This is a genomic window from Kitasatospora sp. NPDC059088, assembly GCF_042738155.1.
Classification (GTDB): domain Bacteria; phylum Actinomycetota; class Actinomycetes; order Streptomycetales; family Streptomycetaceae; genus Kitasatospora.
Genome location: NZ_JBHYGR010000055.1, coordinates 9,010 through 25,406, shown reverse-complemented (window position 1 = coordinate 25,406; position 16,397 = coordinate 9,010). Strand labels below are relative to the sequence as shown.

The 16,397-nt window shown below is 73.7% G+C and carries 20 protein-coding genes and 1 pseudogene; 9 read left to right on the top strand and 12 right to left on the bottom strand.

The genetic code is table 11. The annotated features are described in order from the left end of the window. Positions 1-156 precede the first annotated feature (156 nt). From ACFWXO_RS24080 to ACFWXO_RS24065, 4 genes and pseudogenes are all read right to left on the bottom strand, one after another. A pseudogene (locus ACFWXO_RS24080) lies at positions 157-606 on the bottom strand (hypothetical protein); the annotation flags it as partial. 28 nt (positions 607-634) lie between these two features. Further along, entirely contained in the window at positions 635-838 is a 204-nt protein-coding gene (locus tag ACFWXO_RS24075) for a DUF397 domain-containing protein (RefSeq protein ID WP_380525824.1), read from the bottom strand. A 208-nt stretch (positions 839-1,046) separates the two neighbouring features. Next, positions 1,047-1,241: a DUF397 domain-containing protein gene (locus ACFWXO_RS24070; protein ID WP_380525879.1), complete on the bottom strand. Its 195-nt coding sequence runs from the start codon at positions 1,239-1,241 to the stop codon at positions 1,047-1,049. 10 nt (positions 1,242-1,251) lie between these two features. Then, a complete protein-coding gene (locus tag ACFWXO_RS24065) occupies positions 1,252-2,076 on the bottom strand; it encodes a Scr1 family TA system antitoxin-like transcriptional regulator (RefSeq protein ID WP_380525822.1) in 825 nt (274 codons plus the stop codon). Positions 2,077-2,223: 147 nt separating this feature from the next. Between ACFWXO_RS24065 and ACFWXO_RS24060 the strand changes: the two genes are divergently transcribed. The 5 genes from ACFWXO_RS24060 (at position 2,224) to ACFWXO_RS24040 (ending at position 4,636) form a co-directional block, all read left to right on the top strand. Further along, the gene (locus ACFWXO_RS24060; RefSeq protein WP_380525821.1) at positions 2,224-2,430 is read left to right on the top strand and encodes a hypothetical protein; all 207 of its coding nucleotides are present in this window, start codon (positions 2,224-2,226) and stop codon (positions 2,428-2,430) included. Next, positions 2,427-2,666 (top strand): hypothetical protein, encoded by a 240-nt coding sequence (locus tag ACFWXO_RS24055; RefSeq protein ID WP_380525819.1) that lies wholly within the window; start codon positions 2,427-2,429, stop codon positions 2,664-2,666. Before ACFWXO_RS24060 ends, ACFWXO_RS24055 begins: the two co-directional genes overlap by 4 nt. A 72-nt stretch (positions 2,667-2,738) precedes the next feature. Continuing rightward, entirely contained in the window at positions 2,739-3,206 is a 468-nt protein-coding gene (locus tag ACFWXO_RS24050) for an NUDIX domain-containing protein (RefSeq protein WP_380525818.1), read from the top strand. A gap of 48 nt (positions 3,207-3,254) precedes the next feature. Then, on the top strand, positions 3,255-4,061 hold the full coding sequence (locus tag ACFWXO_RS24045) for a DUF4253 domain-containing protein (RefSeq protein ID WP_380525816.1): 807 nt from the start codon (positions 3,255-3,257) through the stop codon (positions 4,059-4,061). 50 nt (positions 4,062-4,111) lie between these two features. Continuing rightward, on the top strand, positions 4,112-4,636 hold the full coding sequence (locus ACFWXO_RS24040; protein WP_380525814.1) for an SMI1/KNR4 family protein: 525 nt from the start codon (positions 4,112-4,114) through the stop codon (positions 4,634-4,636). A gap of 33 nt (positions 4,637-4,669) precedes the next feature. On the opposite strand, the gene ACFWXO_RS24035 is transcribed toward ACFWXO_RS24040, so the two are convergent. The 3 genes from ACFWXO_RS24035 to ACFWXO_RS24025 all read right to left on the bottom strand — a co-directional run bounded on the left by ACFWXO_RS24035 (position 4,670) and on the right by ACFWXO_RS24025 (position 7,606). Then, positions 4,670-5,335 (bottom strand): hypothetical protein, encoded by a 666-nt coding sequence (locus ACFWXO_RS24035; protein WP_380525812.1) that lies wholly within the window; start codon positions 5,333-5,335, stop codon positions 4,670-4,672. Between the two features lie 83 nt (positions 5,336-5,418). Next, complete coding sequence (locus ACFWXO_RS24030) at positions 5,419-6,501, bottom strand: response regulator transcription factor (RefSeq protein ID WP_380525810.1); 1,083 nt, start codon at positions 6,499-6,501, stop codon at positions 5,419-5,421. A gap of 154 nt (positions 6,502-6,655) precedes the next feature. Further along, a complete protein-coding gene (locus ACFWXO_RS24025) occupies positions 6,656-7,606 on the bottom strand; it encodes a hypothetical protein (RefSeq protein ID WP_380525808.1) in 951 nt (316 codons plus the stop codon). A gap of 290 nt (positions 7,607-7,896) precedes the next feature. On the opposite strand from ACFWXO_RS24025, the gene ACFWXO_RS24020 reads away from it, so the two are divergent. Beyond that, on the top strand, positions 7,897-8,226 hold the full coding sequence (locus tag ACFWXO_RS24020; protein WP_380400657.1) for a DUF1330 domain-containing protein: 330 nt from the start codon (positions 7,897-7,899) through the stop codon (positions 8,224-8,226). A 76-nt stretch (positions 8,227-8,302) separates the two neighbouring features. On the opposite strand, the gene ACFWXO_RS24015 is transcribed toward ACFWXO_RS24020, so the two are convergent. Together ACFWXO_RS24015 and ACFWXO_RS24010 are read right to left on the bottom strand one after the other, a co-directional pair. Further along, the gene (locus tag ACFWXO_RS24015) at positions 8,303-9,121 is read right to left on the bottom strand and encodes a hypothetical protein (RefSeq protein ID WP_380525806.1); all 819 of its coding nucleotides are present in this window, start codon (positions 9,119-9,121) and stop codon (positions 8,303-8,305) included. Between the two features lie 179 nt (positions 9,122-9,300). Continuing rightward, complete coding sequence (locus ACFWXO_RS24010) at positions 9,301-10,236, bottom strand: NAD-dependent epimerase/dehydratase family protein (RefSeq protein ID WP_380525805.1); 936 nt, start codon at positions 10,234-10,236, stop codon at positions 9,301-9,303. A gap of 149 nt (positions 10,237-10,385) precedes the next feature. On the opposite strand from ACFWXO_RS24010, the gene ACFWXO_RS24005 reads away from it, so the two are divergent. Then, complete coding sequence (locus ACFWXO_RS24005) at positions 10,386-11,744, top strand: hypothetical protein (protein WP_380525803.1); 1,359 nt, start codon at positions 10,386-10,388, stop codon at positions 11,742-11,744. Positions 11,745-11,813: 69 nt separating this feature from the next. Here the strand turns inward: ACFWXO_RS24005 and ACFWXO_RS24000 are convergent, their stop codons facing one another. After that, entirely contained in the window at positions 11,814-12,095 is a 282-nt protein-coding gene (locus ACFWXO_RS24000; RefSeq protein ID WP_380525801.1) for a hypothetical protein, read from the bottom strand. A gap of 4 nt (positions 12,096-12,099) precedes the next feature. Beyond that, complete coding sequence (locus ACFWXO_RS23995; RefSeq protein WP_380525799.1) at positions 12,100-12,339, bottom strand: hypothetical protein; 240 nt, start codon at positions 12,337-12,339, stop codon at positions 12,100-12,102. Positions 12,340-12,445: 106 nt separating this feature from the next. Between ACFWXO_RS23995 and ACFWXO_RS23990 the strand changes: the two genes are divergently transcribed. Continuing rightward, positions 12,446-12,967 (top strand): peptidylprolyl isomerase, encoded by a 522-nt coding sequence (locus ACFWXO_RS23990; protein WP_380525798.1) that lies wholly within the window; start codon positions 12,446-12,448, stop codon positions 12,965-12,967. After that, entirely contained in the window at positions 12,964-13,404 is a 441-nt protein-coding gene (locus ACFWXO_RS23985; RefSeq protein ID WP_380525797.1) for a hypothetical protein, read from the top strand. Before ACFWXO_RS23990 ends, ACFWXO_RS23985 begins: the two co-directional genes overlap by 4 nt. Before the next feature lie 25 nt (positions 13,405-13,429). Here the strand turns inward: ACFWXO_RS23985 and ACFWXO_RS23980 are convergent, their stop codons facing one another. Continuing rightward, the gene (locus tag ACFWXO_RS23980) at positions 13,430-16,192 is read right to left on the bottom strand and encodes a M4 family metallopeptidase (RefSeq protein ID WP_380525796.1); all 2,763 of its coding nucleotides are present in this window, start codon (positions 16,190-16,192) and stop codon (positions 13,430-13,432) included. Positions 16,193-16,397 lie beyond the last annotated feature (205 nt).

Below are 16,397 nucleotides of genomic sequence, written 5' to 3'. Positions count from 1 at the left end.
AAACCCCACCCCCCCAACCACTTTTAATTATACGGCGAACACCGAGATCTACACGTGCATGGGCGTCGGCCGCGTCCGTTGTGTATCAGCGCCCGGCTGGTGGTTGGGGGGCCCCGCGGCCCGGGGGGCCGGGGCAGCGGCGCGTGAGCGGGCCGGTCAGGTGCGGGGGAGCGGGTCTTCCGCGGGGGGTGCGCTGTACTTGGCTGTGATTTCGTCGGCCGTGGACCCGTCGAGCAGCCTGAGAGCCCACGGGCCGGTGTTCACGTCGAATTCCTTGCCGAACCCGACCCACTTGCCGGCCATACGCCGTCCGGTCGGATCGACCAGCAGTTGGATGGCGCCGTGGTAGCGGGCGCCCCGGTAGTAGCCGTCCTGCGCGGTCTGTTCGACCCAGGTGCCGGTGACGATGTTCCGGTCGATAGTCAGGTCGAAGGACAGCGGTGAATCGGGGTTGGAGGAAGCGGAAGGGAGCGAGTGCCCGGTGATGCGGTTGCCGTTCTGCGTCAGGACCACGTGGTGCAGCCCGGTGAAGGTGTCGTCGCGGCTGCTGCTGAAGAACTCGTAGCGGCTCAGCCAGATCCCGGAGTGGTTCACGTTGCCCGGCTCCCGTCGGCCATGTCGGGTCCTCCCGGCTTCAGGGAGTGGGGAGTTCGCCGGTGCGCACGGCGGTGACGAAGGAGTGCCAGGCGGCGGCGGGGAAGACGAGGGTGGGGCCGTTGGGGTCCTTGGAGTCGCGGACCGGCATGACGTCCGGGAAGCCAGGAGCAACCTCGACGCACTGGCCTCCGTCGGTGCTGTGGGAGGACTTGACCCAGGTGATGGGTGAGTTGGGCTTCATGGCGGTTCCCTCCTGGAGGAGTGGGAAGTCGGCGGGTCCGACTTTCAGGTCGTGGCCGGTCTTGAGGTTCGCCCGGAGGGGGTTCGGCAGGGTCACTGGTTGATCACCCCTGGAGTCGCGGGTGGCCTGGGGGAGTTGAACCTGGCGGCGGCGTGGAGACGGCCCCGCCACCCCGGAGGCCGGGGCGGCGGGGCCGAACGCTTGGGGGTCAGGGGGCGTCGAGTTCGCCGCTGCGGACGGCGGTCACGAAGGACTGCCAGGCCGTCGGCGAGAAGCGGAGTCGAGGACCCTCGGGGTCCTTGCTGTCTCGCACGAGACCCGGGTGCGCATCGTCTACTTCGATACAGGCGCCGCCGTCGTTGTTGCTATGGCTGCTCTTTCGCCAGCTTTCGTGCTGGTTCACATGCACGGCCTTACTCCTTCGAGATGCGCCTGATCGCCGCCCGAGAGTCTCTGGGCGACAGGGCCATGGCCCTGAGCAGATCGTATGACCTCCGGCGGGCGGCTACGCCCTCGGCATCTTCGATGAGTTCACCGCTGCGAGCACCTTCTTCCCATGCCACCAACGGACGGCCCGGCACCGAATAGAGGAAGAGCGATCCTCCCATCTCGGCGTGGACCCCTGCGGTGAATGGCAAGACCTGCACTGTGATGTGGGGTCTCTGGTCCGACGCGATGGCGTCGAGTTGCTGCCTCATCACTGCGGGGCTCCCGACAGGCCTTCGGAGAGTCGACTCGTCAAGAATGAACCAGCAGTGTGGAGGGGCCGACGAAACCAATCGTTTCTGGCGGCCGAGACGCGTCCGTACCAGTGCGTCGAGCTCCTGCGGGGTTGCCTGCGGGTGACCCGCGAGCAGTGAGTGGCGTGCGACCTCGGGGGTTTGGAGGAGCCCTGGAATGGTGGCTGCAGAAAACTCCTCGATGGCCTCAGCCTTAGCCTCAATTTCTGACCATTGACGGTATTTGCCGGGAAACTTTTCGTTCTTGGCGAGCAGGTAGATGCGGCCGAAGCGTCCGTCGGTGCCGAACGCGACATCGAGCTTGGCAGGGAGCTCGGGCGGCGGCATCGATTCCGCCCGCTCGATTCGGGCTAGATGCCCCTTCGAGAAACAGCCGAGAATCTCGGTCAGTTGATCAAGCGACATGGAGCCGGCGAGCTCTCGGTGGTTGCGCATCTCCCAGCCGAACAGGTCGCGGGCCGAACGCCCTGGGTCCAACTTGTTGGGCTTGAAGGCCATGGCGTTCCTCCGGTGTGTCCAGCTGCGTTGTGGCACACGTCCACGCTGGTCAGGGTAGCTGCGGTGAGCGACGCTTGAGGCACGGAAAGTGAAGTCGGTTGTGAATCGACTCGTGTGACTACAGATCCGCACGGAAGGTGATCAGTCATGGTCATGAAGCCCCCTCAACCAGCCAAGCTCCATGGCTACGGTGTCCGCTGGGACACCGAGGACCGGTGCTACCGGGTGCGCAACGAGTGCACCGGGGCGTGGTTGTGCAGGCCCGACGGTGAGCGCAGCGGCTTCTCCTCCTTCACCGAGGCGTTCTCGGCCTGGCGGCTCTTCGAAGTCCACAAGCGGCCGGGGGAGTTGTGACCCTCTCCCGTGTCACGGCCGAGCAGCGCCGGCAGGCCGCCGCCGTCCTGGACGACCTGACCACTGTTCTCGCCCTGGGCCGGGTCAACCTGCCCACCCTGGAGGTGGATTGGGACACCGGCCGCTCCACCTGCGAGTACCTGCTGCACCTCACGGCCCGTCCGCTCGATCTGCTGCGGATCGTGGACCTGCTGCGCAAGGGCCTGCGCTACGAGCGCCTCACGTATGACGACTGAACTCCTCGCCCGCCTGCTCTGGTGGGCCTGTTTCTCCGCTGTCCTGCTGTACGTCCTCAGGAAGTGAACCCCGTGCACGACCCCCGCCTCCTCGCCAAGCCCCCGATCTGCCGGCTCGGCTGCCTCGTCCTGGTCCGCAACCAGAACGGCGACGTCCTGCTCGTCGACCCCGACTACCTCGACGGCATGATCCTGCCCGGCGGCCCCGGCAAGGCCAACGAGCCCCCGCACCGCGCCGCCGCCCGCCACCTCCACGCTCAGACCGGCATCATCCTGCGCCTGACCCACGCCGTCGCCCTCGACTACACCCCCTCCGACCGCTACCTGGAACGCTTCAACCTCGTCTTCGACGGCGGCACCCTGCGCGACGAACACCCCCTCACCGTCCCGCCCCAGAAGCGAAGCCGCCTGCACGGCGCCCGCTTCGTCCCCGTCCACGAACTCCCCAACCACATGGCCCCCTCCCAGGCCGCCCGCACCGCCGAAGCCCTCACCGGCCGCGCCCTCCCCCTCCTCCTCCACGGCCAGCGCCCCGACTGACCGACACCGGCCGGCCCGCTGTCAGTGCCCGCCCCTACCGTTCACCGCATGACCTGGCCTTTCGACACCGCCCCGCCCGTCCCCCTGCCGCCCGGCCGTCCCGTCGTCGGGGACGAGGGGGCGGGCACGCAGCCGTTGCTGTGGATCAGTGACGGGCCCGCGCCCGCCGGCCTGTGGGCCGAGCTGCACCGCGCCCACCCGCGCAGCGGGTTGTGGCCGCTGCTGCTGAGCCCGCTGAGCGCCGGCGACCCGGACTTCCGCCCCTGGCTGTCCGGCGAGCTGTTCCCCGAGCACGTCTCCGACTTCGGGTCGTACGACTCGGCCGCCCTGCTGCGCACCTGGTGGGAGGCGGGTAGCGAGGAGGACGAGGACGAGGACGGCGGCGACGACGGGGAACTCGCCGAGGTCCTCGCTCCCTACGGCCGGACCTGGCCCGGGCCCGCCCCCGCCGTCACCGTCCCGGCGGGTGTGGCCGACGCCGAGGCGCGCGGCCTGGCCGAGGTCCTGGCGTCCTTCAAGGACGTACGGCTGGGCCTGGTGCCCGCCCGCAGCGGCGCCGAGGCGCTGGCCGCGTGCGGGTGGAGCGGGCCGCTGAACCACGAGAACGACACCGCCAGGATCGCCGCCGTCCTCGCCGACTGGGAACGCCGCTTCGGCGCGCAGCTCGTCGAAGTCGGCTTCGACACCCTCCACTTGAGCGTCCCCGTCCCGCCCGCCACCGTCGCCGAGGCGCTCCCGCTCGCCGCCGAGCACGCCGCCTTCTGCCCCGACCAGGTCCACCAGGGCGCCGGCACCCTCACCGCCTACGCCGAGCAGCTCGTCGACTCCCACCAGTGGAGCTTCTGGTGGGACTGAGCGCTGTGCGGGGTGACATGACGAGCGGTATCGACAGGCTCGTACAGATCATGGGTGATTCCGGCCGGGAGCGCGCCGAGGTGGACTGGGAGGGGTCGATCGACCGGCTCGGGGTCCGGCTGCCCTCGGACTACCGCGAGCTCGTGGAACGGTACGGCTATCTCGAGTTCGGCGGGGACATCAGGTTCGCGTCGCCGGTGCTCGAACCCGGAGGCCCGGAGGAGGAGACCTTCAACAGCCTCTACTACTTCAACAAGGACGTCGGGGAGATGCTGGCGGAGTGGTACACCTGGGACGGGGTGTCCGGCCGCCCGTACGAGCCGTTCCCGGCGAAGGGGTGCCTGCTCGCGTGGGCCAACAACACCGGCTGTGACTACTTCTGCTGGGACACCTCGGCCGGCGACCCCGACGAGTGGCCGGTCGTGGTGTGGCGTTTCAGCATCAGTGAGATGGTCCGCTTCGACGGCGGCATGGCCGAGTTCCTCGCGGCCGTCATCGAGGGTGGGTTCCCCGACGCCGACGAGTACCTGGACCGGTCGATGGGCCCCGACCTGTGGCGCTCGCGCCAGCCGTGATCCCCACCGCCCCGACGGCCGGACCCGGGTCGCTCAGCCGTGCGGGGTGGTCGGGCCCAGGGTGATGACCGGGCCGAGCAGCGGGCGGCAGCCGTCCCAGGTGATGGCCTGGCCGGGCGGGCAGGGGGTGTCGGTGCGGACCGGCTTGGGGGCCGGCGGGACCGGCCGGGGCGGAACGGTCGGTTCGAACATCGGGTTCCCAGTGTGGGCCGGGGCCGGGGCCGGGGCCGGCTCGGGGGCGGGCGGCTGCTCGGCCGCGGGCTGCTTCTTCGCCGGGGCGGCCGGGGCGTGGGCGGCCGGGGCCTGGGTGGTGCGGGGGCGGGCCGGGGCCGGCTTGGTGGCGGCGGGCTCGGGCGCGGCCTCGGCCCCGTCCTCGGCCTGGTCGGCCGCGGGGACGACGGTGGGGACGGCCGTGGGCGTCCCGGTCTCCCCCGGCACCGGGGCCGTCGTCGGCGCCTCGACCGAGGCCGAGGGGGAGGCCGACAGCGAGGCCGAGGGCGTGCCGGACGGCGTGGCCGCGGGGGAGGGGCTGGACGTGGCCGCCGCGTCCTGCGCCGCCGGGGCGGTGCTGCCGTGCGAGCCGGTGAGCAGCAGCGCCCCGCCGAGCCCGGCCGCGCCGAGGACGCACGCCCCCGCCGCGACGGCCAGGGCCTGCCGGCGCCGCTTCGTCGTCCCGCTGCTGTCGTCTTCCTGCGGCATCCGGCCCACCCCGTTCGCGTGATCATGTGTTCGAGCTGGGCGGATGCTACACGAACCGTCAGGGCGTACGTACCGCAACCCCGTCACTGCGGCGGCAGGCCCAGGGTGGGGAGGTGGCCGGCCATCAGGAGGGTGACGAGTTCGCGGCGGGTGCGGGTGCCGGTCTTGTCGAGGATGGCGCCCACGTGCTGCTGGACGGTGGGGACGGTCAGGTGCAGGAGGGCGGCGATGTCCTTGGTGCTGGTGCCGCGCACCGCGTGGAGGGCGACCTGCTGTTCGCGCGGGGACAGGCCGTGGGCGAGGACGGCGAGCGGCAGGTGCTGGACGGGGGAGACGGGGGAGGCGATGACGGCGACACCGTCGGCCGGGCCGTCGAGCGGGGTGGCGTGCAGGGCGAGCCACTGGCCGTCGGGGGTGCACACCCGGACCTCGGCGGGGCGGCCGGTGCGGGCGGCCTGGCGGGCGACGGTGAGGAAGCCGCTGGGCACGCCCGGGACGAGGCCGCCGGGTTCGGCCATCCGGGCGATGAGGTCGCGGGCCGCCGCGTCGGCGGAGCGCAGCCGGCCGTGGACGTCGAGGACGGCGACGGCCGGGGCCGGGGCGGGGAGTGCGGTGGTGGTGCGGGTGGGGCACAGCGAGGCGCGGTGGGCGGCGCGCAGGGCGGTGCCCACGGGGGTGACCAGGCGGGCGGCCAGGCGCAGTTCGGGCAGCTCGTAGGGGCCGCGGCCGTTCTCGCGCATGAACGCGGCGCTGCCCCAGCGGCCGCCGCCGAGGTCGAAGTTGATCCGCAGTTCGTCGCCGTAGCCGCAGGGCTGGAGCAACTCCCGGTAGCGGAGGCTGCGTTCGGGCTGGCCGTCGGTGGCGCGGCCGATGCTCTGCACCCGGTGCCCGGCGGCGCGGATGGCCTCGAAGGTGGTGGCGTCCTCGCCCTGGAGCTCCAGGCGGACGGCCTGTTCGAAGCGGGCGGGGTCGAGGCCGGAGGCGACGGTGGAGGTGGGGAACCCGGTGACCGGGTCGGTGCCGTGCCAGCACCCGCCGTCGAAGCCGAGGGGGCCCTGGAGCAGGGCGTGCAGTTCCCGGAACAGCTCGGCCGTGGGCAGCCGGGCGGCCGCCAGTTCGCCGATGGTGCCCAGCACTTCCCGCTCGATGTCACGTCGTTTGGCCACGGACCGAAGGCTAGGGAAGCGGGCCCCCGTTGTCGGTGGACGTACGAACGAATGGCCGGGAGCAGGCCGAGGGTGACCGAAAAATTCGGGGGCGGGTGCCACTGCTCGGCACCCGCCCCCGCCCCCGATCACCCGTGACGCGCCGCCGTGGCGGTCAGCTCCACGGGTTGGCCGGTTGGTCGTCGATCGCGGTCCAGAACCTGGTCTGGGTCGGCAGGGTGCCGTTGGCCCACAGGCCCCAGCCCGACGCGTCGTGGAACTCCGCCATCCGGAAGCCCGCCCCGAAGGAGGCCGCGCACAGCTGGTCGGCGGTGGCCCGGCTGCTCAGCTGGGTGCCGGGCACCGGCGCGGTGGCCTTCACCTCGCCGCCGGCCCAGCTGTGGAAGCCGCTGGTGGGCACGCCCGCCGGGGCGGGGCGGCCGTCCTTGCGCAGGCACAGCACCGGCAGCTGGGTGCCGGCCGGGGTGTCGCCCTGGTACGGGTTGCTGGCCGTGTCGTAGCCGACGTGCACCACGTTGTCGGCGCGCTGCTCCAGGTTGGCCCAGGTCATGCCCTTGTGGGCGCCGACCGGGCCGAACAGGGCCTCGTAGCTGCTGCGGTAGATGTCCCACTGCTGGTAGGCGCCGTCGTTGCAGCCGAACATGTAGAGCTTCCAGCCGCCGAAGTTCTTCTCGGTGTTGTCCAGGCACAGCGAGCTGGAGACGTTCTGGATCCGCACCCCGACCATGTCGTACTTCGCGGTCTGGCCGGCCGCCGTGTACGGGGTGATCCTCCACATCTGGCTGGTCACGTTCGTGTAGCACTGGGTGCCGCTCGGGCGGCTGTCGGAGGCGGTCAGGCAGGAGCGCTTGTCGACCTCGTTGTTGATCGTGTAGACGCCGTTCCAGCCCGGGACCGGGGTGAACACCCACTTGCCCGGGTTGTTCGAGGGCGCGCAGGGGTGCATGTCCTGGGTGTCCCACACCGCGCCGTCGGGACAGCGTTCGGAGGCCTGGTTGAACAGGACCGTCGCAGGGGTGTCGGCCGAGGCCGCGCCGGGGGCGAGCGCCAGGCCGCCCAGGGCGAGCGCGGCCGAGAGGACGATGCGTCGGATGAGCGAGCGCAAGGGATCTCCAGATCGAGGAGGCAGGGGCAGGGGAGCGAGGGCGGTACGGCCGGCCGACCGACCCCCACCCTGTCAGGAACCCGTCACCCGCCGGTATCCGAGCTTTCTCGGACCCGCCCGGCACCCCCGAGGGCGTCCGTACGTCACCCCTGCCGACCTACCGACCTACCTACCTACCTACCGACCCACCGACCTACCGATACGCGACCGATTCGCCCGCCACCCCCCACGCCCTACCGTCGGGGACGTCAGCAGGAACCACCCACGGCGAACCCCCCAGGAGCACCCCCATGACCGCCTACGCGATCGCCCAGGTCCACTCGGTCGAGTTCGGCCCCGACATCGTGGAGTACCTGGAGCGCATCGACGCCACCCTCGACCCCTTCGGCGGCCGCTTCGTCGTCCACGGCGGCACGTACGAGACGGTGGAGGGGAGTTGGGGCACCGGCGGCACGATCGTCATCGAGTTCCCCGACCTGGAGCGGGCCCGCGCCTGGTGGGACTCGCCCGCCTACCGGGAGATCCTGCCGCTGCGCACCCGGCACATGAACGCCGACATCATCCTGATCGAGGGCGTGCCGGCCGGCTACCGGGGCGCGGACAGCCTCCAGGCGCACTGAGGACGCCGAGGACGCCGAGGACGCCGAGGACGCCGGGGGTGTCGAGGACGCCGAGTGCGCCGCCGGGCCCCGGGTCTCAGGGACTGACCTGCTGGATGTGCTGGACGATGGGGACGGCGAGGTCCTTGATGTGCGGCAGCCGGTCCACGATGTTGTCGCCGTCCAGGAGGAGGACCTTGTCGCCGATCCGGACGGCGAGCACGTCCCGGGTCGCGTACGGGCCCGTCGGGGAGTTCTTCACCTCGATGGCCTCGTCGCCGAGGTTGGGCACCGAGGTGACCGTCACGGTGTGCGGGACGGGCTTCTTGTCCCAGTCCTGGCCGGTGTAGGTCTTGCACTTGTCGGCGTAGGCGCGGATCAGGGCGAGCTGCTTGGTGGCGGTGCCGGGGAAGTAGGAACCCAGGTGGATCCCGGCCTCGTTGACGTCCTCGGACACGAGTTCCTCGGCGTGCGCGGTCTGGTAGCCCATCGCGAGGCTGTTCCCGCCCGCGGTGGTCAGCCAGTTGCAGGGGTTGTCCGTCAGCGTCGGGTACGGATCGTCCTCGAAGTTGTCGCCGGTGTCGGTCTCGCTGCTGTCCTTCATCGTCCAGCCGGCCGGCAGGGTCGCCGAGGTGGGCAGCAGCGGCTTCAACTGGCGCCCGCTCAGCGGCTTCGGGCCGCTCGCCGTGGGGCTCGGGGAGCTGACGACGGGCGGGGCGGTGGGCGGGGCGGCGTCGATCGTCGGCGTGGTGCCGACGGGCGGGGCGGCCGTGACGGCGGGTCCGGACGGCGAGGCGCTGCCCGCCGACAGCGGGCTGGGCAGGTCGAGATTGTTGGCCGCGCACCCGGTCAGGGCGACGGCCGCGGCGACGGCGACCACCGCACCGGCGGCGACTGGAGTTCTGGTCGTGGACACAAGGATCCCCCCGATCCTGGGCAGGCGAACTGCGCACGGACGTACGACGATTCGCGTACGTGCGGTGGTCATCCTGCCACGCGCCGCTACCGCCCCGTACGCCGGTCCGTCACCTGCCGCCCCGGTGCCCCTGCCGCCCCCCGGGCCCCTGCGGCCGCCCGCCGCTGGGGCCCGCCCGGCTACGACCGCTCGCGCCACCAGGCGACGGTGGCCGCGAGCTGCTCCTCCAGCGGGGTCGCGCGGACGGCGAAGGCGGCCTCGTAGGCGCTGGAGTCCACGACGAAGGGGCGGTCGAACTGGTAGCGGGTCTCGCGCAGTTCGCGCAGCAGCGGGGAGAACAGGCCGCCCGCGGCGAGCAGGACGGGGGAGAGGCGGCGCACCGGGACGGGGTCGGTGCCGGCCTCGGCGGTGAGGCGCTCGACCATGGTGCGCACGGGCAGGGCGGGGCCGGTGGGGACGTGCCAGGGGCGGCCCCAGGCGCGCTCCTCGCCGGCGACCTCGACCATGGCGCGGGCGACGTCGGGCAGGTAGGTCCAGCTGTGCGGGGCGTCCGGGTCGCCGAGGACGGCGACCGGGCGGCCCCTGAGCAGGGCGGGCACGGCGCGCGAGGCGAGGTGGCCGCCCTCGGTGACGCCGGGGCCGAAGAAGTCGGAGGCCCGCACCTCGACCGCGCGGATCCGCCCGGCCTCGTGCAGGGCCCGGGCCTGCTCCCAGGCCGCGGCGCGGACCCGGCCCTTGGGACCGGTGGCGGCGAGCGGGAGGTCCTCGGTCATCGGCCGCTCCACCGGGCCGTAGCCGTACAGGTTGCCGAGCATCACCAGGACGGCCCCGCTGTCCTCGGCGGCCGCGCACAGCGCGGCGGCGAGCGCGGGCCAGTGCCCGGCCCACTGCGGCAGCGGCGGCGCGGCGCAGCCGTGGATCGCGACGGCCCCGCGCGCGGCCTCGGCCAGCCGCGCCGGGTCGCTCGCGTCCAGGGCGAGGTGCTCGACGCCGTCGGCGGGGGCGGCGGGGCGCCCGGTACGGGTGACGACCCGGACCTCGTGGCCCTGTTCGGCCAGCAGGCGGGTGGTGGCGGCCCCGGCGGGCCCGTGTCCGACGACGAGGTGAAAGCTCACGCGCCCACCTTAGGGGCCGTCGCCGACAGGCGCTGACGGTTTGTTCCGGTCTGGGAGAGCTCGGCAAATACCTGGTATGGCAATAGCAAAAAAGGACCTATGCTGTCGGGCGTTCAAGATCTCTTCACAGGAAAAACAGGTCTGCCCGCATGAAGCTGCCCCGGGTGTCCACCGTCGTCGCCGCCGCGGTCCTGGCGCCCGCCGTCCTCTTCCCCTCCTCGGCCTCCGCCGCCGACGCCCCCCAGCCCACCGGGCTCACCGGCCCTGACACCGCCTCCGGCTCCACGCCGGACGTCACCCCCGGCGACGACGGCGTCAACGGCGGCCCGGGCACCAGCAGCCGCCCCCAGGCCCCCGAGGGGCAGGAGCAGCGCGACCGCGCCGAGATCCAGAAGCTCCTGGACGACAAGAACACCGGCCCCGGTGTGCGCGAGGCCGCCGAGCAGGCCCTCAAGGGCAACGCCGCCCAGCTGCGGCACTTCCTGGAGATCGACTTCCCCAAGAACCGCCTGGACGACCTGCGGGTGAAGGTCTCCCAGTACATGCACCGCGGCGGCCCGGCCGTGCGCGCGGCCGGCGGCAAGGTGCTGCAGGGCAGCGAGGCGGAGCTGCTGAAGTTCCTCTCGGAGGGCCTGCCGGCCGCCCAGGCCGAGGACGCGGACCGCGCCGAGATCCAGAAGCTCCTGGCCGACCCGGACACCGGCCGCGGCGTGCGCGAGGCGGGGGAGAAGGCCCTCAAGGGCGGCGCCGCCGAGCTGCGGCACTTCCTCGACGTCGAGCTGCCCAGGCAGCGCGCCGACGACAACCGCGTCAAGGTCTCCCAGCTGCTCGCCACCGGCGGCCGCGAGGTGCGCGAGGGCGCCAACAAGGCGCTGGACGGCAGCGACGCGGACGTCGCGAAGTGGCTGGCGGAGGGCTACCCCAAGGCCAAGGCCTCGGACGACCGCGTCGCGCTCTTCGTCGCGCTGTCCGACAAGAACACCGGCCCGCACACCACCGAGGCCGCCAAGAAGGCCCTCGCCGGCACCCCCGCCGACGTCGCCCAGTTCCTGAGCGACCTGCCCAAGCTGCGCGCCACCGACAACCGCGTCAAGGTCTCCCAGCTCATGGAGACCGGCGGCCCGGCCGTGCGCGCGGCGGCCGGCAAGGCGCTGGAGGGCAGCTACGACGACATCGTCAAGTTCCTCGCCGAGGGCTGGGCCACGGCCCGCGCCGCGGACGAGGCCGCCGCCGGCAAGCCCGCCGAGAAGCCGGCCGACAAGCCCGCCGGGCAGCAGGACCAGGGCGCCCAGCAGCCGCAGACCGTCCAGCCGGCCGCCCTGACCGGGACCGGCAGCACCGGCACCACCGGGACCACGGTCACCGGCGCCACCAGCACCACCGGCAGCGGCTCGCTCGCCGCCACCGGCACCGAGGGCCTCGGCTGGGAGGCCGGCGGCGCCGCCGCGGCCCTCGCCGCGGGCGCGGCCCTGGTCGCGCTCTCGCGCCGCCGCTCCGCCGAGAGCTGACACGCCGGGACTGACACGCCGGGACCGACACACCGAGGGCTGACCCCCGCTCGCGTCCGGCCCCCGAGCTCAGCGCCCGCCTTCGGTGAACCTGCGCGCGAGCCGCTCACGCCAACGCGCCGCGTCGGAGCCGTCCAACTGCCCCTCGAAGGCCCGGCGGGCGGCCGCCACCAGCTCCTCGACCGTCCCCGCCCCGGGCCCGGCGCAGTGCCCGGTCGCGGCGCCGTACACCGCCCACAGCGCCCCCTCGGTCGGGTCGTCCAGACCCAGGCAGGTCGCCACCCCGCGCCCGGCCAGCGCCTCGGCCGGCACCGCCTCGAAGACCCGCCGCAGCCGCTGCCCGTCCGGCACCCCCTCAGCTCCCGTCCCCGCCACCCTCGCCGCTGCCGCTGCCGTTGCTGCTGCCCAGGAGCCACCGCTCCCGCTGCCTGCGCCGCCGCCGGCGCTGCTCCGCGCCGCGCAGCAGGTCGCCCGCACCGAGCGTCACCGCCGCCACCGCGCGCACCCACCCCGGCCCGCCGCGCGAGGCCCACACCACGCACCCGCACCCGGCGAGCACCAGCACCAGCACCCCGACCAGCACCGCTCCGACCATCTCGGTGTCACCCCTCTTCTTCCTTCACCGGTTCGGCCACGAATCCTCGCATGTGCCAGGATGCGGATCCGAACACCGAACAGGACCGACGACGAAGGAGACACCCGTGGCCAACGCCCGGTTCGCCACCCTGCACACCACGGCGGGCCCGATCCGGCTGGAACTGTTCCCGTTCCACGCGCCGAAGACGGTCCGCAACTTCGTCGAACTCGCCGAGGGCGCCCGGGAGTACACCGACCCGCGAACCGGGGAGCCGGGCAGCGGCCCGTACTACGACGGCACGACCTTCCACCGGGTGGTCAAGGGCTTCATGATCCAGGGCGGCGACCCGACCGGCACCGGCACCGGCGGGCCCGGCTACGCCTTCCCGGACGAGTTCCACCCGGAGCTGTTCTTCACCAGGCCGTACCTGCTGGCGATGGCCAACTCCGGCCCGGGCACGAACGGTTCGCAGTTCTTCATCACGGTGGGCACCCCCACCCACCTCAACCGCAAGCACACCATCTTCGGCCAGGTCGCCGACGCCGCCTCCAAGGCCGTGGTGGACGCGATCGCCGCCGCCGAGACCGACGGCGAGCGCCCGGTCCAGGACGTGGTGATCACCGAGGTCGAGATCACCCACGCGTGAGCCCGGAGCGCGTGAGCCCGGGGCCGGCGGCCTTCCCGCCCCGCCCGGTACGCGGCGTGCGCGCCCGCTACGTGTTCCAGGGCGGCTGCCCGAGCGCCGTCGCCGACGCCACGGTCGACTTCGAGCCGTGGGAGGAGGGCGTGCACCTGGAGGTCGCCGACGGCGCCACCGTGCGCGGGACCCCCGGGCCCGGAGACCTCGACCGCTACCACGCCGCCCTGGTCGAGGGTGTGCGTGCCGAGCTGGCCGAGCAACTACCCGGCACCGTAACGGCGTTGGCGCTGGTCGTGCACCACACCACGGTGCACGACGTGGACACCGGCGAGTACGCGTACCGCAGGGCCGGGCGGGTGGCGGTGCGCGAGGTGCTCGCCCTCCTGGACGCCGAACGGCCGAGCCGCCGCCCGGAGAAGTACGGGCGGCGGCAGGGGAGTTGACGCGGGCGGGAGTCCAGGCCGGAGCTCAGCAGCCGCCCGCCGGGCGCTCCCGGGTCACCAGGTCGGCGCGCCCCGCCGTGGCGTCCAGCCACACCACCCGGGTGCCCCGGTCGGCGGCCACCGCGTACTGGCCGCCGCGGTCGCAGGAGACCCGCTGCGCCGGGCCGCCCGCCAGCGGCACCTGCCACAGCTTGGGCAGCGCCGCGTTGGTCCAGCCGCCGGCCGGCTTCGCCGACGTCAGCTGGTAGCTGACGGCCTGGTCGGAGGCGGTCAGCGTGGCGAACCGGGGGGCCTGCGGGGAGCTCGCGGCCAGCACGTCCACGATCCCCGAGCCGTCCACCGCGCCCGAGCGGATGGTGCTGCGCCCGGCCGGGTCGACGGGGGTGTCCAGCCAGACCAGGCGCCCGCCCGCCAGCAGGGTGGAGGAGGTGCGGCTGGGCCCGGAGCCGGCCGGGGCGTGCGCGGTGTACTGGGCGGTGACCTTGCCCGCCGCGATGGAGTAGACGGTCGGGGCGGTCACCGTCCGGTCGCCGTCCTGCCAGGTCTCGGTCCAGCCGATCAGGCCGTCGCGCAGGGTCAGGCCGAAGAGGCCGTGCCCCTCGGGCAGCGGGATCCCGACCGCCGGGGCCCCGTCGTGGACGAGGTAGGCCCGGGTGCGGCCGGTGGTGTGGTCGGTGAGCGCGTAGGCGGTGTCCGGGCCGGAGACCTGGAGCCCGTCGAGGCTGTCGGTGGTGCGCAGCAGGCTGCGCACCGGGCCGGTGCCGGTGAGCGGGGCGGTGAGGATCTCCTTGCCGGGGCCGCCGGTTCCGCCCTGGGCCTCCCAGACGGCGGTGGTGCCGTCGGTGGCGGCCCAGCTGTGGAAGCGGCCGTCCTGGGGGCTGAGCCGTACGGGCTTGCCGCGGCCGTCGGTGGTGCCGGTGTACAGCCCGTTGCCGTCGGGGCCGTCGGCCAGGAGTACCCAGTGGCCGTTGGCGGCGACGGGGGTGGCCTGGCCGTTGGGGGCGGCGGGCAGCAGGGTGCGGGCGTCCATGCCGAGCCGCTGCTGCCAGCCGGCGCGGATCCCGTGGGCGTCGAAGGCGGCGGCGACGGCGCGCAGTTGGCGCTTGTCCAGGCCCTGGTCGCGGCCGGCGGCGAGGACGGCGTCGCGTCCGGCGAGGAAGTCGTCGGAGGGGGTGAGGTAGTCGGCGAGGGCGTGGTAGACGACCCGGTCGGCGGTGAGCGGGTCGAGGGTGCGCCGCACGTCCCACAGGGCGCCGCCGAAGATGGTGGAGTTCAGGTGCACCCCGCCGGTGTCGACGTCCAGGGTGCCCAGGTAGTCGTCGACGGTGGTGCGGTGGTCGTCCAGGCGGCGGTTCGCGCAGTCCTGCGGGGTGCCGGTGCGGCACAGCGACTCGCCGAGCAGTGCGGCGGTGGGGTCGTCCATGGCCAGGCCGCGGGCGGTGACCTCGATGGCGTTGCCGAAGTAGTCGGCGAGGGCCTCGTTCATGGCGCCGGACTGGCCGAAGTAGGTCAGGTTGGCGGTGTGGTCGATGACGGCGTGGGTCATCTCGTGGCCGGAGACGTCCAGGGCGGCGGAGAAGGGGTAGTGGCCCGGGAGGGCGCCGTAGACCATCTTGCCGCCGTCCCAGAAGGCGTTCGGGAACGGGGCGCCGTGGTCGCTGACGTTGACCACGGAGACGATCGGGCCGCCCTGGCCGTCCAGGCTGTTGCGGCCGAGGCGGTCGCGGTAGAAGTCGTACACGATCCCGGCGTTGACGTGGGCGTCGGTGGCGCCGTCGTCCCCGGTGGCGGCGGGGAAGGCGGGGGTGGGGGAGGAGGCGGGGACGGCGTCGGCGGGCATGACGTGGTCGAAGTCGCCCGCGTCGCGGCCGCCGGCGTCGTAGGTGGTGACGGCGGCGGGGCGGGTGAGGTCGGTGAGCTGGTAGCCGCCGTCGGGGCGCTGGGCGATGTTGACGGCGGCGGGGCGCCCGTGGGCGTCGGGGGCGGTGCCGGTGGCGGGGCGCAGGCCGTCGGCGGTGGCGGCACCGGGGGCCGTGGGCGCGGCCGTGGTCGCGGCCGCCGGGCGGGGCGCGCGGGCGTCGTGGGCGAGGGCGACGGTGCCGGTGGTGGCGTCGACGTACACCTCGCGAGCAGTGGCGCCGGTTCCGCCGGTTCCGCCGGTTCCGCCGGAGCCGGGGCGCACGGTGTAGTGCTCGGTCAGGCGGCCCGGGCCGCCGGGCAGGACGACGGCGCCCAGGTCCTCGGCGGTGGCGCCGGTGCGCTGCTGCGGGTCGCTCAGCGCGTCGAGCGCGGCGGCGCGCAGGGCCTCGGCCGGGACGGCGGGGGTGGTGGGGGCGGTCAGGCCGGTGAAGTAGCGTCCGCCCACCGACTCGACCTTCTGGGCGTCGCCCTGTCCGGTGAGGTGCACCAGGTACTGGCCGCCGAGGACGGGGATCCCGCCGTGGCGCTGCTCGAACCTGACGGTGCGCCGGCCGTCGGGGCCGGGGGTGGAGGCGAGTTCGGTCAGCTCGCCGGTGTCGACGCGGTAGCGCTCGGGGTGGGCGGCCAGGTGGTCCCGGGCGGCCCGGACCGGGTCGCCGGGGGCGGGTTCGGCCAGGCCGGTCACCAGTTGCGGGGCGGCGGTGTCCCGGCCCTCGACCAGGGCGGGCACCGGGTCGGCGCCGCCGGCGCTCGGCGCGGACGCCGGTGCGGGTGCCGGCGCGGCCAGGGCGGTCGGTGCGGTCAGGGCCAGCGCCACGGTGGCGGCGGCGACGGCCAAGGTACGGGCGGTGCGCGGGTGTTGGGGCACGGCGGTCCTCTCGCGTGCGGATGCGGGGGCGCGACGGCACGGCGGTGCGGTCGCGCCCACCCACCATATGCAGTCCGGCGACATATGTCGATTGACTGCTCATCACGTGCGGTCCCGCGCGCTTCCCCGCTCCCCTCAACGTCCCCGTGCGGGGGGGGGCGGCGCCGCCCCACCGCCCCGGGGCGCCCCCCCCCCAGGGGCCGGG

Bases quoted from the DNA above. Each gene is read 5' to 3' on its own strand.
- ACFWXO_RS24075 (WP_380525824.1), bottom strand. From the start codon at position 838: ATGAAGCCCAACTCACCCATCACCTGGGTCAAGTCCTCCCACAGCACC.
- ACFWXO_RS24065 (WP_380525822.1), bottom strand. From the start codon at position 2,076: ATGGCCTTCAAGCCCAACAAGTTGGACCCAGGGCGTTCGGCCCGCGAC.
- ACFWXO_RS24060 (WP_380525821.1), top strand. From the start codon at position 2,224: ATGGTCATGAAGCCCCCTCAACCAGCCAAGCTCCATGGCTACGGTGTC.
- ACFWXO_RS24045 (WP_380525816.1), top strand. From the start codon at position 3,255: ATGACCTGGCCTTTCGACACCGCCCCGCCCGTCCCCCTGCCGCCCGGC.
- ACFWXO_RS24040 (WP_380525814.1), top strand. From the start codon at position 4,112: ATGGGTGATTCCGGCCGGGAGCGCGCCGAGGTGGACTGGGAGGGGTCG.
- ACFWXO_RS24035 (WP_380525812.1), bottom strand. From the start codon at position 5,335: ATGCCGCAGGAAGACGACAGCAGCGGGACGACGAAGCGGCGCCGGCAG.
- ACFWXO_RS24020 (WP_380400657.1), top strand. From the start codon at position 7,897: ATGACCGCCTACGCGATCGCCCAGGTCCACTCGGTCGAGTTCGGCCCC.
- ACFWXO_RS24005 (WP_380525803.1), top strand. From the start codon at position 10,386: ATGAAGCTGCCCCGGGTGTCCACCGTCGTCGCCGCCGCGGTCCTGGCG.
- ACFWXO_RS23995 (WP_380525799.1), bottom strand. From the start codon at position 12,339: ATGGTCGGAGCGGTGCTGGTCGGGGTGCTGGTGCTGGTGCTCGCCGGG.